Source organism: Streptosporangium sp. CA-135522, from assembly GCF_050949235.1.
In the GTDB taxonomy this organism is placed as follows: domain Bacteria; phylum Actinomycetota; class Actinomycetes; order Streptosporangiales; family Streptosporangiaceae; genus Streptosporangium.
Map to the genome: position 1 here is coordinate 3,601,625 of NZ_CP192026.1, position 15,311 is coordinate 3,616,935.

General features: G+C 70.7%; 12 protein-coding genes. 10 read left to right on the plus strand and 2 right to left on the minus strand.

What is annotated here, in order from left to right; translation table 11 throughout:
* Positions 1-20 precede the first annotated feature (20 nt).
* From lon to ACQPYK_RS17015, 10 genes are all read left to right on the plus strand, one after another.
* Positions 21-2,390: an endopeptidase La gene (lon, locus tag ACQPYK_RS16970; RefSeq protein ID WP_433256281.1), complete on the plus strand. Its 2,370-nt coding sequence runs from the start codon at positions 21-23 to the stop codon at positions 2,388-2,390.
* Positions 2,391-2,542: 152 nt separating this feature from the next.
* Positions 2,543-3,685 carry a Fic family protein gene (locus ACQPYK_RS16975; RefSeq protein WP_433256283.1) on the plus strand — a complete coding sequence of 381 codons (1,143 nt, stop codon included), beginning with the start codon at positions 2,543-2,545 and terminating at the stop codon, positions 3,683-3,685.
* A 367-nt stretch (positions 3,686-4,052) separates the two neighbouring features.
* Entirely contained in the window at positions 4,053-5,015 is a 963-nt protein-coding gene (locus ACQPYK_RS16980; protein ID WP_433256284.1) for a methionine ABC transporter ATP-binding protein, read from the plus strand.
* 55 nt (positions 5,016-5,070) lie between these two features.
* Positions 5,071-5,727, plus strand: coding sequence for a methionine ABC transporter permease (locus ACQPYK_RS16985; RefSeq protein ID WP_433256286.1), 657 nt, complete (start codon positions 5,071-5,073; stop codon positions 5,725-5,727).
* A gap of 73 nt (positions 5,728-5,800) precedes the next feature.
* On the plus strand, positions 5,801-6,640 hold the full coding sequence (locus tag ACQPYK_RS16990; protein WP_433256287.1) for a MetQ/NlpA family ABC transporter substrate-binding protein: 840 nt from the start codon (positions 5,801-5,803) through the stop codon (positions 6,638-6,640).
* Between the two features lie 64 nt (positions 6,641-6,704).
* Positions 6,705-8,237 carry an acyl-CoA synthetase gene (locus ACQPYK_RS16995; protein WP_433256289.1) on the plus strand — a complete coding sequence of 511 codons (1,533 nt, stop codon included), beginning with the start codon at positions 6,705-6,707 and terminating at the stop codon, positions 8,235-8,237.
* 339 nt (positions 8,238-8,576) lie between these two features.
* On the plus strand, positions 8,577-8,744 hold the full coding sequence (locus tag ACQPYK_RS17000) for a hypothetical protein (RefSeq protein WP_433256290.1): 168 nt from the start codon (positions 8,577-8,579) through the stop codon (positions 8,742-8,744).
* Positions 8,745-8,819: 75 nt separating this feature from the next.
* Positions 8,820-9,152: an ArsR/SmtB family transcription factor gene (locus ACQPYK_RS17005; RefSeq protein WP_433256292.1), complete on the plus strand. Its 333-nt coding sequence runs from the start codon at positions 8,820-8,822 to the stop codon at positions 9,150-9,152.
* Between the two features lie 125 nt (positions 9,153-9,277).
* Complete coding sequence (locus ACQPYK_RS17010) at positions 9,278-10,174, plus strand: TIGR03620 family F420-dependent LLM class oxidoreductase (RefSeq protein WP_433256293.1); 897 nt, start codon at positions 9,278-9,280, stop codon at positions 10,172-10,174.
* A 209-nt stretch (positions 10,175-10,383) separates the two neighbouring features.
* A complete protein-coding gene (locus ACQPYK_RS17015; protein ID WP_433256294.1) occupies positions 10,384-11,706 on the plus strand; it encodes a trypsin-like peptidase domain-containing protein in 1,323 nt (440 codons plus the stop codon).
* Positions 11,707-11,897: 191 nt separating this feature from the next.
* Here the strand turns inward: ACQPYK_RS17015 and cydC are convergent, their stop codons facing one another.
* Positions 11,898-13,577, minus strand: a complete 1,680-nt coding sequence (gene cydC / locus ACQPYK_RS17020; RefSeq protein WP_433256296.1) for a thiol reductant ABC exporter subunit CydC — start codon at positions 13,575-13,577, stop codon at positions 11,898-11,900.
* Complete coding sequence (gene cydD / locus ACQPYK_RS17025; RefSeq protein WP_433256298.1) at positions 13,574-15,307, minus strand: thiol reductant ABC exporter subunit CydD; 1,734 nt, start codon at positions 15,305-15,307, stop codon at positions 13,574-13,576. The genes cydC and cydD overlap by 4 nt, the downstream gene beginning before the upstream one ends.
* Positions 15,308-15,311: the final 4 nt, after the last annotated feature.

Sequence of the window (15,311 nt, forward strand, 5' to 3'; positions counted from 1 at the left end):
ACTCAACCTTTGGAGATCGCATGAGTGAGAGCTTGATCCTCCCGGTTCTTCCGCTCGACGACGAGGTCGTGCTGCCGGGCATGGTGGTTCCGCTGGACCTGTCCGAGAACGAGATCCGGGCCGCGATCGACGCGGCTCAGGCTCTCTCCGACAACAAGCCAGAGGTGCTGCTCGTTCCCCGGATCGACGGGCGATACGGCCCCGTCGGCGTCCGGGCCATCGTCGAGCAGGTGGGCAGACTGCCGGGCGGCGAGCCCGCGGCCGTGGTCCGCGGCGTCGACCGCGTCCGCGTGGGTTCCGGCACGACCGGTCCCGGCGCCGCCCTGTGGGTGCAGGCCACCCTGGTCGAGCGTGTCCCGGCGGGCGAGCGCGCCGAGGAACTGGCCAAGGAGTACAAGGCGCTGGCCACCACCATCCTGCAGAAGCGGGGCGCGTGGCAGGTCGTCGACGCGGTCAACCAGATGGACGACCCGTCGATCCTCGCCGACAACTCCGGCTACGCCCCCTGGCTGAGCACCCAGCGCAAGGCCGAGATCCTGGAGACCGCCGACCCCGCCGACCGGCTTTCGATGCTGGTCGAGTGGTCGCGCGAGCACTTGGCCGAGCTCGACGTGGCCGAGACGATCCGCAAGGACGTCCAGGAAGGCATGGAGAAGCAGCAGCGTGAGTTCCTGCTCCGCCAGCAGCTCGCCGCGGTCCGCAAGGAGCTGTCCGAGCTCAACGGCACCTCCCCGGAGACCGAGGAGGAGGACTACCGCGCCCGCGTCGAGGCCGCCGACCTGCCCGAGAAGGTGCGCGAGGCCGCGCTCAAGGAGGTCGACAAGCTGGAGCGGACCTCCGACCAGTCTCCCGAGACCGGCTGGATCCGCACCTGGCTCGACACCGTCCTCGACATCCCGTGGAACGAGCGGACCGAGGACTCCTACGACATCACCGCGGCCCGCGCCGTCCTCGACGCCGACCACACCGGCCTCGACGACGTCAAGGACCGCATCATCGAATACCTCGCCGTCCGCGGTCGCCGGGCCGAGAAGGGCCTCGGCGTGGTCGGCGGGCGCCGCAGCGGCGCCGTGCTGGCGCTGGCCGGTCCTCCCGGGGTCGGCAAGACCTCGCTGGGCGAGTCCGTCGCCCGCGCGATGGGCCGCAAGTTCGTCCGCGTCGCCCTCGGCGGCGTCCGCGACGAGGCCGAGATCCGCGGTCACCGGCGCACCTACGTCGGCGCCCAGTCCGGCCGGATCGTCCGCGCCATCCGCGAGGCCGGCTCGATGAACCCGGTCGTGCTGCTCGACGAGGTCGACAAGGTCGGCTCCGACTACCGGGGCGACCCGACGGCCGCGCTGTTGGAGGTGCTCGACCCGGCGCAGAACCACACCTTCCGCGACCACTATCTGGAGGTCGAGCTCGACCTGAGCGACGTGCTGTTCCTGGCGACCGCCAACGTGCTGGAATCCATTCCCGGCCCGCTGCTGGACCGCATGGAGATCGTGACGCTCGACGGCTACACCGAGGACGAGAAGGTCGCCATCGCCCGCGACCACCTGCTCCCGCGCCAGCTCGACAAGGCCGGCCTCACCGCCGAGGACGTCACCGTCGAGGAGGAGGCGCTGCGCAAGCTGGCGGGCGAATACACCCGGGAGGCCGGAGTCCGGTCCCTGGAGCGCTCGATCGCCAGGATCCTGCGCAAGGTGACCGCCAACGTCGCGCTCGGCGAGGGCGAGCTGCCGGTGACGGTGGGTGACCTGGTCCCCTACCTCGGCCGCCCGCGCCACGTGCCGGAGTCCTCGCTTCCGGAGTCGCGTCAGCGTACGGCGGTGCCCGGCGTGGCCACCGGCCTCGCCGTCACCGGCGCCGGCGGCGACGTCCTCTACGTGGAGGCGTCCCTGGCCGACCCGGAGACCGGTGACACCGGCCTGACCCTGACCGGCCAGCTCGGCGACGTCATGAAGGAGTCGGCCAGGATCGCCCTGTCCTACCTGCGCTCGCGAGGTGCGGAGCTGGAGCTGCCCGTGGCGTCCCTCAAGGACCGCTCGGTGCACATCCACTTCCCGGCCGGCGCCGTTCCCAAGGACGGTCCGTCCGCCGGCGTCACCCTGACCACCGCCCTGGCCTCGCTGCTGTCGGGCCGTACGGTCAGGAACGACGTGGCCATGACCGGTGAGATCTCCCTCACCGGCCGGGTGCTCCCGATCGGCGGGGTCAAGCAGAAGCTGCTGGCCGCCCACCGGGCGGGCATCACCACCGTGCTCATCCCGGCCCGCAACGAGCCCGACCTGGACGACGTCCCCGAGGCCGTCCGCAACGAGCTCACCGTCCACACGGTGAGCGACGTGCGCGAGGTCCTCGAGATCGCGCTCACCCCGGCCAAGGTCGTCGAGCGCACCACGGTCTGACCCGTCCCCGAAAGGCCCGCCCTCCTTCATCGTGGAGGGCGGGCCGTTCGCCGTCCCGGGAATTCTCACTGGCTGAACAGGCGAAACGCACTCATGGGACATATATGTGCAAATCATAGAGTCGATTGACTGAATGATTTGTGCATGCTGTCATGGATCCCATGCTGTACGAGACGCCTCGGCTCGAGGCCATGGACGAGACGGTGCTCGGCGAGATAGAGGAGATGCGGCGCGACCTGAAATACCGCCTCGCCGAGACGCATCGCTGGGACGGCCAGCTCCGGCGGCAGCTCCAGGCGCGGGCGGTCCAGGGATCGAACTCCATCGAGGGCTACCGGGCCAGCGTCGAGGACATCGAGTCGATCATGTCCGGCGAGGATCCCCTGGAGGCCCCCGCCGCGGTCGCCCGGGAGATCTCCGGATACCAGCAGGCGCTGACCTACATCCGGCTCCTGTCGCGGACCCCGGTGTTCTGGTTCGACGCCGGTCTGCTCCACGGGCTCAACTTCATGATGATCGGCCACCACGTGGACAAGGGGCCGGGCACGGTGCGGCCCGGCGGCATCTACGTCCGCAACTCCGCCACGGGCGAGGTCGTCTACGAAGGGCCCGACGCCGATCGGGTGCCGGAACTGCTGGGCGAGCTGGTCGACTGGCTCAACGCGGGTGATCTCGAGGCGCCGAGCTACGTGCGGGCGGCGATGGCCCACTTCAACCTGGTGAGCATCCACCCGTGGCGGGACGGCAACGGCCGGATGTCGCGCGCCCTGCAGACGCTCGTGCTGGGCAGGGACCAGATCACCACCCCGGAGTTCTCCTCGATCGAGGAATGGCTTGGGCAGGGAAGGAACACCTACGACTATTACGATGCCCTCGCCGGAGCGCAGAGCGGCCGGTGGAGCCCGAACGGGAACACGCTGCACTGGGTGCGTTTCTGCCTGCGCGCCCACCACATGCAGGCCCAGCAGGTACGGCGGCGCCTGGCGGAGGCGGGGGAGGTGTGGATGCTGCTGGAGGAGCTGACCGACGCCGACGGGCTGAACACGCGGACCGTGTCGGCCCTCTACGAGGTGTTCGTCAACAGGCGGCTGCGCCGCACCAGATACCAGCTGGACGAGTCGCTCAGCCAGGGGCAGGCGGCCAGGGATCTGCGTGATCTCGCGGCCAAGGGCTGGCTCAGGCCGTACGGGGAGACGAAGGGACGCTTCTACGCGCCCGGCCCGCGGATGCAGGTGATCAAGGAGGAGTTCGCCGCACGGGTGGCCCCGTTGCGCGACCCCTACCGGCGGGACTGAGCGCGCCGACCCTGGAGGGCGTGACCGACGTCACATAATGTGTCGGGAATGGGGGGAAGTAAGCCTCGTGTTGACGCAGACGTGAATATGAGCGTGGCACATCGTGTCGGCACGACCTCGCGGTGGCGGGGTGCGTGTCGCGGCATGCGCATGTGTGAGGCCTCCGGCATGCGCGCCATGCGCCGCATGCGCCCCATGCGCTGAGTCCCGCCTCGACCGCTCTCCTCACGAAGGCCACAGACCATGACCTGCCCCGCGGATGGCCTCATCCTGCGCCGTCTGAGCCACCTCCCCTTCCATCCCGGCACCCGCTAGCCGTTCCCCCGCGGAGTCTTTTTCGACGATCCATTCATGTTGGGGAACAGTTGTGATTGATGTGTCAGGCCTGCGGAAGGTCTATCGAGACCGGGGCCGTGAGGTGGTCGCCGTCGACGGCGTCGACCTCCATGTCCGCGAAGGCGAGATCTTCGGCGTGCTGGGACAGAGCGGCGCCGGCAAGAGCACGCTGCTGCGCTGTGTGAACCTCCTGGAACGGCCCACCGAGGGCACCGTCACCGTCGCCGGGCAGGAGCTGACCGCGCTGCGGGAGGCCGAGCTGCGCAAGGCCCGGCAGCGGATCGGGATGGTCCACCAGCACTTCGCGCTGCTGTCCTCCCGTACGGTCGCCGGAAACGTGGCGTTCCCGCTCGAGGTCATGGGGTTCGGAAAGGCCGAGCGCGCCAGGCGCGTCGCCGAGCTGCTGGAGCTGGTCGGGCTGGCCGACAAGGCCAGGGCGCACCCCGCCCAGCTGTCCGGCGGGCAGAAGCAGCGGGTCGGCATCGCTCGCGCGCTGGCCGGCAACCCGTCGGTGCTGCTGTCGGACGAGGCCACCTCGGCCCTCGACCCGGGCACCACGCAGTCGATCCTGGCCCTGCTCAAAAGCCTGAACCAGGAGCTCGGCCTGACCATCCTGCTGATCACCCACGAGATGAACGTCGTCAAGTCCATCTGCGACTCGGCCGCCATCATGCGCAACGGTCTCGTCGAGGAGTCCGGTGCGATTCCGGAGTTGATCGCCAGGCCGGGATCCCAGCTCACCGCGGAGCTCTTCCCACTGCCTGCGCCGGATCCCGGCAGCGTCACGATCACCTTCACCGGGCGGGCCGACGAGCCCGTGGTGTCGCAGGTGGTCCGCAAGTTCGACGTGGACGTCAACATCCTGGGCGGGGCGTTGGAGGAGGTGGCCGGCGTCTCCGCGGGCCGCCTGCGACTGCGCCTCACCGGTGAGGAGCGCGCCGCCGCCCTCGCCTACCTGTCCGAGCGCGGCCTGCTGGTGGAGGAGACCCGGTGAGCAGGCGAACCGACACACACGGCACCCCGGTCACGCGGCCGACGGAGGAGATCGCATGACATGGGATGAGATGGCCCCCCTGCTGTGGGAGTCGACCTGGCAGACCGCCCAGATGGTCGCCTGGTCCACCCTGTTCACCGTGCTGATCGGGCTGCCGCTCGGAGTGGCGCTGGTCGCCACCGAGCGGGACGGCCTGTTCCCCTCGTGGACGCTGAACCGGGTGCTCGGGTTGGTCGTCAACGTCGGCCGCTCCCTGCCGTTCATCGTTCTGATGATCGCGGTGATCCCGTTGACCCGGCTGATCGTGGGCACGACCATCGGCACGGTCGCCTCGGTGGTCCCGCTGACCCTCGGCGCGGCGCCGTTCTTCGCCCGGCTGGTGGAGACCGCGCTGCGCGAGGTCGGCCGGGACAAGGTGCAGGCGGCCCAGGCCATGGGGGCCGGCCAGGCCACCATCGTCGGCAAGGTCCTGCTGCCCGAGGCGATGGCCGGCCTGGTCGCGGGACTCACCGTGACCGTGGTCGCGCTGATCTCCTATTCGGCGATGGCCGGGGCGATCGGCGGTGGCGGGCTCGGAGACCTGGCCATCCGTTACGGCTACCAGCGCTTCGAGACCACGCTCATGGTGGTCACCGTCGTCGTGCTGATCGTCATCGTCCAGCTCGTGCAGACACTGGGTGACACCGTCGCCCGCCGTCTCGCGCGTCACTGACCCCTCTCCCTTCCCCCGGGGCCCGCCACAAGCAGGGTCCTGCGGTTTTCCACGCCCACAAGGAGCACACGTCATGCGCAAGTTCTTCGCGACAGCGTCCGCGATCACCGCACTGGCCCTCGCGTTGACGGCCTGCGGCTCGAGCGAGACCACCGCCGCCGCCGGCACCGCGAACAGGAGTTCCGCCGCGGAGGCGCTCAAGGTCGGCGCGAGCCCGGTCCCGCATGCGCAGATCCTGAAATTCGTCAAGGACAAGCTCGCCGCCAAGGAGGGCCTGAACCTGGAGATCGTCGAGTTCACCGACTACGTCCAGCCGAACCTCCAGCTCAACGACGGCCAGCTCGGGGCCAACTACTTCCAGCACAAGCCCTACCTGGACGACTTCAACACCTCCAAGGGCACCAAGCTGAGCTTCGTCCAGCCGGTCCACCTGGAGCCGCTGGGCCTCTACTCCAAGAAGATCACCGGCGTCGCCGCGCTGCCTCAGAACGCGACCGTCGCCGTGCCGAACGACGCCACCAACCTGGGACGCGCGCTGAAGCTGCTCGCGGACAACGGCCTGGTCACTCTGAAGGAGGGGGTCGGCACCGCGGCCACCGAGCGCGACGTGACCGGCAACCCCAAGAGCCTGAAGTTCCAGCCGCTGGAGGCCGCCCAGCTGCCCCGCTCGCTGGAGGACGTGGACGCGGCCGTCATCAACGGCAACTACGCGCTGGAGGCCGGTCTCAAGCCGGCCCAGAGCGCGCTGGTGCTGGAGAAGGCCGTGGGCAACCCCTACGCCAACGGCCTGGTCGTGGCCGCGGGCAAGGAGCAGGACCCGCGCGTGGTCAAGCTCGCCAAGCTGCTCGCCGGTCCCGAGGTGAAGCAGTTCATCGAGCAGACCTACCAGGGAGCCGTCATCCCGGCCGCCTGATCCCGGAATCTCCTTCGAGGCCGTGTCTTCTCACCGAACATCGAACCGAGTAATGTTCTGTTTCATGCATCCTGGAGCCATCGCGGCGATCTCGCCGGACAAGCCCGCCGTGATCATGGCGGACTCCGGGCAGGTCATGACCTTCCGCGAGCTGGACGAGGAGTCCAACCGGCTCGCCCACCTGTTGCGCGCCGCCGGGCTCCAGCCGGGAGACCATGTCGCCTTCATGCTGGAGAACCATCCGCTGTTCCTGGCGGTCGCCTGGGCCGCGCACCGGTCGGGCCTGTACTACACGGCCATCAGCTCGCGGCTGAAGACCGACGAACTCGCCTACATCGTCGACAACTGCGAGGCCCGCGTCTTCGTCTCCTCCGCCCGACTGGCCGAGGTCGCCACCTCGATCACGGCCGCGACGCCGAAGGTGGAGCTCAGGCTCATGCTGGACGGCGCCGCCCCCGGCTTCGTCTCCTATGAGGAGGCGGTGGCGGCCCATCCCGCCACGCCCGTCGAGGACGAGTGTCAGGGCGTGGACATGCTCTACTCCTCCGGCACCACCGGACGGCCCAAAGGCGTCAAACCCACCCGGTCCAAGGCTCCGCTGGACGCGCCGGGGCCGCTGCTGCAGCTCATCCAGTTCCTGTTCGATCCCTCGCCCGGCAGCGTCTACCTCTCCCCGGCGCCGCTCTACCACGCCGCTCCGCTGCGCTACTGCATGAACTTCCAGCGGCTCGGCGCGACGATCGTGGTGATGGAGAGGTTCGACCCCGAACAGGCGCTCGCGCTGATCGAGAGGTACGGCGTCACGCACTCGCAGTGGGTGCCGACCATGTTCATCAAACTGCTCAAGCTGCCCGAGCCGGTGCGGTCGCGCTACGACCTGTCGTCGCTGAAATGCGCCATCCACGCCGCCGCGCCCTGCCCGGTCCCCGTCAAGGAACAGATGATCGAGTGGTGGGGGCCGATCATCCACGAGTACTACGCCGGGACCGAGGGCAACGGATTCCTCTACGTCGGCTCGGACGACTGGCTCAAGCACAAGGGCACGGTCGGCCGGTCGCTGCTCGGCGTGGTGCACGTGTGCGACGAGGATGGTGACGAGCTGCCGCCGCGCGAGCACGGCACGGTCTATTTCTCCGACGGCCCCCGTTTCGTCTACCACGGCGACGAGGACAAGACGAGAGCCTCACAGGACCCGCGGGGCCGGGGCTGGACCACTCTCGGCGACATCGGCTACCTCGACGAGGACGGCTTCCTCTACCTCACCGACCGCCGCTCCTACATGATCATCTCCGGCGGGGTGAACGTCTATCCGCAGGAGGCCGAGAACATCCTGTCGATCCACCCGAAGGTGGCGGACGTGGCGGTCTTCGGCGTCCCGGACGAGGAGATGGGCGAGCAGGTCAAGGCGGTCGTCCAGCCGAGCTCCATGGACCTGGCCGGTCCGGAGCTGGAGGCGGAGCTGATCGACTACTGCCGCTCCGGGCTCGCCCCCTACAAATGTCCCAGGTCCGTCGACTTCCGCGAGGAGCTGCCCCGGCACCCCACGGGAAAGCTCTACAAGCGCCTTCTGCGCGAGGAGTACTGGCCGGGCTCCTGACCGTGGAGGCGCCGCGCCGGGGAGACGGGATGCGGACCGCCCGGGAAACCGGGTGCGGTGAACTCTCCTGCCGCCTGCGGCGTCCAACCATGTGAGAACCCTTGCCGGCGTGCGGCCGGCCCGGGTCCGCGCCCTCCTCCGGGCAGCCGCCGTCCCAGCACCGCGGGCTGGGACGGCGGCCGTTGCCCGGATGGGCGGCCTCGCCAGGAAGACCCGTCCGCCTAACAGGGTTCCGGACCGTCCTGACAGGGCAGGCGACCATCCACGAGACCCGAACGGGAAGTGACCTCCCCGCCAAGGCTCAGTGCTGTCGATCGCCTAGCTTGGAGGGATCCCGACATGACGCAGCCCCAACCCCCCATGTGCAGGACATGCGGAGCCATGGTGGAACACCCCGGGCGGCACCGAGAGTGGCACGAGGCCCTCGAGCGCCTGGTGCCCGGTCTGGAAGCCGAGCTGCGGGGAACGCAGCCGAGCGAGGGGTCGGGTCAGGGCTTCACCTTCTGACCTCCGGCCGAGCGTGCACACCCTCACTCATATCGAAGTATTCCGAAACGTCGGTATAGCGTATGATCGGGGTTCATGGCGGAGACTGTGCTCTCATCGGATCCCGACCTGGTCGACGTGCTGCGGGCGCTGGCGAACCCGGTACGGTTGCAGCTGCTGTCGTGGTTGCGCGAGCCCGAGCGTCACTTCTCGCTGGAGGGGGCGATAGCCGACCCGGTCGAAGTAGGGGTGTGCGTGAGTCACATCCAGGCCAAGGTGGGGCTCGCGCAGTCGACGGTGTCGGCCTACATGGCCGAACTGCAGCGAGCGGGTTTGGTGCGGGCGACGCGCGTGGGCAAGTGGACCCACTACAAGCGTGACGAGCAGCGCATCGCCCAGCTCGTCGCCACGCTCGGGCGGACGCTCTGACGTCTGCGGCGTCGCTCGCCGGCGGTCTCGGAGCGGGCTTGCGATGAAGCGACTTGTGCATCATATCGACATTTTGCGATACTTCGATGTGACTTGATAAGTGCCGAACGCGAGGAGAATGTTCGATGGGCATCGACGGCTTGGATCTGGGGACGTTCGGGATCTACACCTTCGACTTCGAGCACCTGTCAGCCGCGCAGATGCGCGAGTCGATCCAGGAGCTCGAGGAGCGGGGATGGCAGGCGTTCTGGATTCCCGAGCTCGCCGGGCGCGAGGCGTTCACACACGCCGGCTATCTGCTCTCCTGCACCGAGCGGATGCACATCGTCAACGGCATCGCGCAGATCTGGTCGCGCGGCGCCCAGTGGGCGTACGGCGCCGGCCTCCTCCTGGCCGACGCCTACCCCGACCGTCACGTGCTCGGTCTGGGATTCGGCGGCGTGCCGCAGCCGGGGGTCAAGCCTCTGGCCGCCATGACCGGGTATCTCGACGAGTTGGACGCGCTCAAGGCGTCCAACCCGCCGAAGGCTCCGATGCGCCGCATCCTGGCCGCGTATGGGCCCAAGATGCTCGAGCTGGCTCGCGACCGCTCTGCCGGCGCCCTCACCTACCACGTCAACGTGGCGCACACCGCGCACACGCGGGAGATCCTCGGACCGGACGCGTTCCTGGGCGTCGAACACGCGGTGCTGTTCGAGCCCGACCCCGACAGGGCCCGCGCGATCGCGCGCGAGCACCTGCACCCCTACCTGAACACCACCTACAACATCGCGAAGTTCCGCCGGCTGGGCTATTCGGAAGAGGAGATCGCCGACGGCGGCAGCGACCGCCTCGTCGACGACCTCGTGTTCTGGGGCGACCTGGACGCCATCGTCGACAAGCTCCACTCCCACGTCGAGGCCGGCGCCGACCATGTCGCCGTGCAGGTGATCGGAATCGAGCCGGGCCGGTCCGCGATGCCGTATTGGCGCATGCTCGGCGACGCGCTCCTGCCCCAGGGCGTCGGCACTGATCCGCGGTGACTCTAGCGCCTATGGTCGATGAGTCCTGACTGTTTTCGGGGCCATCAACCCGTTTTGACCAGCCGGGATAAGGCCGTTGTCAGAGGATTCGAACAACCGAGATCATCCTCTTAACCTGCGCTTACGCACGCTGGGGCATCGTTTCAGTCACCGGGAGGACCGGTCGCCGCCCGGCGATCCACGGGCGGACGCAGGACTTGGGGGAAGACATGGACCCGAACAAGAATGAGCAGCAGGACATCGCCCAGGCCGAGACGACCTCCGGTAACGACGGCTGGAGCCAGTTCGGCAGTACGCCGCCGCGCGTGGGCGAGTACCGCGCGGGAAGGAACACCGAACCGCAGCCGACACTGATCAACCCGGTGCAGGGAGCGGCCGTGGCGGCGCCGCCGGTGCCCGCCCAGCGGGTCCCGCTCACCGCCGCGCAGAAGCTGGGCGCGGGTCTCGCGCTGGCCGCGATGGCCGTCGGCGGCGGAGTGGCGGGGGCCTTCGCCGCGACCTCGTTCGGCGGCCCCACCACGGTCGCCTCCGTCGCCAGCCCGGTCATCAACCCGGCCAGCCCGGTCAGCAACGTGACCACGATCGCCGACGTCGCCAAGGCCGTCCAGCCCGCGGTGGTGTCCATCCAGGTCAAGACCGCCAACGGCGGCGGCGAGGGATCCGGCGTGGTGCTGTCGGCCGACGGGCTGATCCTGACCAACAACCACGTGGTGGCGGCCGGTGGGCTGGGCCAGGGCGCTCAGGTGAGCGTCAAGTTCAGCGACGGCAAGACCGCCACCGCGAAGATCGTCGGTACCGACCCGGCCACCGACCTCGCCGTCATCCGCGCCGAGAACGTCTCCGGCCTCACCCGGGCCGCGATCGGCGACAGCGACAAGCTCAAGGTGGGTGACTCGGTGCTCGCCATCGGCAGCCCGCTCGGACTGTCGGGCTCGGTCACCGCCGGGATCGTCAGCGCGCTGAACCGCACGCTGACCGTCGGCGGCCAGCAGCAGCAACAGCTCCCGCCCGGCTGGGGCGGCGGCATGCAGCAGGGCGGCAGCGCGCCCACCACCATCGGTGGCGCCATCCAGACCGACGCGGCGATCAACCCCGGCAACTCGGGCGGCGCCCTGGTCAACGCCTCGGGCCAGGTGGTCGGCATCAACAGCGCCATCGCCACCAACGGCGGCGAGGGCAACATCGGCGTCGGCTTCGCCATTCCGATCAACACCGCCAAGCAGGTGGCCCAGCAACTCATCGACAAGGGCAAGGTCGTCCACGCCTTCCTGGGCGTGAGCGTCGCCGACGCCACCGGCGACGCGGGCGGGGCCCTGGTGGGCCAGGTGACCGACGGCAGTCCCGCGGCGAAGGCCGGGATCAAGCAGGGCGACCTGATCACGAAGATCAACGACACCCAGGTCGAGGACGCCGCCACCGTGATCGGCGCGGTCCGCGGCTTCGAGCCGGGGCAGAAGGCGACCGTCACCTACGTCCGCGACGGCCGGACGCAGACCGCCGAGGTCACCCTCGTGGAGAAGACGGGGGAGTAGCCGTCACCGACCGATACGGCGCCGGGTTCACCGCGAACCCGGCGCCGCATTCGGTTTCCCGCCGGGTTTCCACCGGCTTCTCACCCGGGCGCGTCCTTCCCGGGGCGTAGGGGAGCTCTCACCGGCCGCCCCGATATCCCGGATGTCTCGATCGGGCTCCGCCCCGACGCCCCGGCCGTCCCGTGGACGACTCAGCGCCCGGCGGTCAGCGCCTCCGACCGCCACAGGTCGCGGTAGTACCCCGGGACGTCGACCAGCTCTCCGTGGGTGCCGCGCTGGACCACCGAACCGTTCTCCAGCACGACGATCTCGTCCACCTGCTCCAGCCCGCGAAGGCGGTGAGTGATCAGCAGCGTCGTGTGGCCGTGGGTGGCGTCCAGCAGGTCGGCCATGAGCGCGTCGGCCGTCTCCTCGTCCAGTGCCTCGGCGGGCTCGTCCAGCAGCAGCACCGGCGGGTCGTTCAGCAGGGCCCGGGCCAGCGCCAGCCGCTGCAACTGCCCTCCGGACACCGTCCGGCCGTCCTCGCCGAGCACGGTGTCCCATCCGGTCCGCTCCACCCACCGCTCCAGACGAGCCCGCCGTACGGCCTGCGTCATCTCCTCCTCGCCGGCCTCCGGACCGGCCAGCCGCAGATTGTCCCGCAGCGAGGCCTGGAAGACGTACGGGTCCTGGGTCAGGCCCGTCATCACCCGCCGGACGTCGTCGGAGGGCAGCTCCCGGATCTCCACCCCGCTCAGCCGGATCGTGCCGGACTCGGGTTCGACCAGGCGCATCAGGGCCGAGATCAGAGTGCTCTTGCCGGCGCCGCTGGGGCCGACCAGGGCGACGCGCCTGCCGGGGGTGAGGGTGAGGCTGACGCCGTTGAGGGCGGGGGCGCGGTCGGCGCTGTGCCGGACCACCAGGTCGTCGATCTCGACGGTCGGCGGGCCGTCGGGGAGGGTGGCGGGGGCGGTGGGCTCGGTCGCGGCGGGTGGGGTCGCGCGGACGTCCCGCAGGCGGCGCAGGGCGGCGAGCACGCCGGTCAGGCGCTCTCCGGCCGCCGCCATCGGCAGCACCGGCTCGAACGACACCAGCGAGGTCAGCGCGAGCACCGCGGTGACGACCGCGCCGGCCCCGGCGCTACGGGCGGTCAGGACGACCCCCAGCACGGTCAGGCCCTGGGCGAGCACGCCCAGTCCCATGGCCACCGCGTTCGCCCGGGCCTGCCGGCGCTCCAGTGCGGCCAGCCGGGCGTCGGCCTCGGCGCAGGCCGCCAGCGCCCGCTCCTCGGCCCCGTAGGCGGCCAGGTCCGCCGAGCCGTGCACCAGGTCGGCGACCCGGGCGGCCAGGTCGGCCCGCGCGGGGGCGATCCGCGCCGACCAGCGGCGGGCGGCGGCGGCCGTGCCGGCCGGGATCAGCACCCCGGCCACCAGCAGGCCGGCCAGCAGCACCAGCGCCGCCGCCGGCAGCAGGAACAGCGCCATCACGACCGCGGCCACCGCGGTGACCAGCGCCGCCGCCGCCGGCAGCAGGCAGCGGACCAGCAGGTCCTGCGCGGCGTCGGTGTCGTCGACCATCCGGCTGAGCAGGTCGGCTCCCCGGTGGTTCAGCGGCCCGGCCGGGATGAGTGCCCGGTACAGCCGCTCCCGGGTCGTCGCCTGGGCCCGCAGCGCCACGTCGTGCCCGGCCAGACGCTCGCCGTACCGGAAGACGCCCTTGCTCGTCGCGAACGCCCGGACCCCGACGATCGCCACGCTCAGCGCCGCGAGCGGGGGCTGCTCGGCGGCCCTGGTGATCAGCCACGCCGCCGATCCGATCAGCCCCAGACCCGCCAGTTCGGCCGCTGCCCCCGCCGCGGCGGCCAGGGCCAGCCGTCCACCCGCCCGGTTCATCGAGAACCTCCGATCTTCTGCGCCGACACGGCCTCGCCGGTCACTGCGCGTTCGGAGCCGGCCGCCCGGCCGGGCCCGGGGGACGCAGCCCCGTCGGACACCACGCGGCCGTCGGCGATCCGGATCACCCTGTCGGCCAGGTCGATCATCGCGGGCCGGTGGGCCACGATCACGGAGGTGCGGCCCCCGGCCAGCTCGCGGGTGGCGGTCACGACCGCGCCCTCGCTGCGGCCGTCGAGCCGTGCGGTCGGCTCGTCGAGCAGCAGGACGTCGGTCGAGGGGCGGCAGAACGCGCGGGCGAGCGCGACCCGCTGCCGCTGCCCGGCCGACAGGTTCGCGCCGCGCTCACCGAGCACCGTCTCGTATCCCTCGGGCAGCGCCGCCACGAACTCGTCGGCGTGCGCGGCCTCCGCCGCCGTCCGGACCTGCTCCGGCGTCGCGCCGGGGAAGCCGAGCCTGATGTTGTCGGCCACCGAGGTCGCGAACAGGTGGGGCCGCTGAGGCACGAAGGCCAGCCGCTCGCGCCAGGAGCCGAGGTCGGTGAGCTCGACGCCGTCGACCAGGATCCGACCGGCCGTGGGGGAGACGAAACCGAGCAGCAGGTGCAGCAGGGTGCTCTTGCCGGCGCCGCTCTCGCCGACCAGCGCGACCCGTTCGCCGGGCGCGATCACCAGGGAGACGTCCTGCAGCGCGGCCTCCTCGCGGTCCGGGTAGCGGACGGTGACGTTCTCCAGCCGGATCTCCGGCGCCGCGCCGCCGTCGGCGCCGCGCGCCCGCCCATCCTCCGCGGGACGCTCCGCCTGACCGTCGAGTACGGCGAAGGCCTGGTCGGCCGCCGCGACCCCCTCCATCGCCGCGTGGAACCTGTTGCCCATGTTGCGCAGCGGCAGATACGCCTCGGGAGCGAGTAGCAGCACCAGCAGCGCGGTCGACAGCTCCAGCGAGCCGGACAGCAGCCGCAGGCCCACCGGCACGGCGACCAGCGCCAGCGACAGCGAGGCGGCCAGCTCCAGCACCAGCGACGACAGGAACGCCACTCGCAGCGTGCGCATGGTCGCGCCGCGATGGGCGTCGGCGACCTGCCGGATCACCCCGGCCTGGAACCGGGCCCGGCCGAAGGCGCGCAGCGTGGGCAGTCCCCGGACCACGTCCAGGAAATGGCCGCCGAGGCGGGCCAGGGCCTGCCACTGCCGTTCGGTGACGGCCTTGGTGTGCATGCCGACCAGCGCGCCGAAGATCGGAATGAGCGGAAGCGTGACCAGCACGATCAGCGCGCTGGTCAGGTCGGCGGCGAACAGCCGCACGAGCACGGCGACCGGCACGACCCCCGCCACCGCGGCCGCCGGGAGATAGCCCGACAGGTAGGGGTCGAGGGCGTCCAGACCCCGCCCGGTCAGCGTGACCAGCTCACCGGAACGGTGCGCGGTCAGCCGGGCCGGGCCCAGCTCCTGAAGGCGCGACAGCAGCCGATGGCGCAGCGCCGACTTCACGCCGGTCGTCGTACGGCCGGCGGCGACGCCCTGCGCCAGGCCCAGCGCCGCCCGGACGCCGACGACCAGTGCCAGGAAGACCAGGGCCGAGGTCGCGAACCGTCCGGACAGCACCCCGGCCAGCAGCTCCGCCTGGACCAGGACGAGCAGTCCGGCCAGGACCGCTGCGGCCAGGCAGAGGGCCAGATGGCGGCGGACGGCCCGCTCACTCCGGGCAAGCCGTAGGAGATCCTTGTGCATGGGA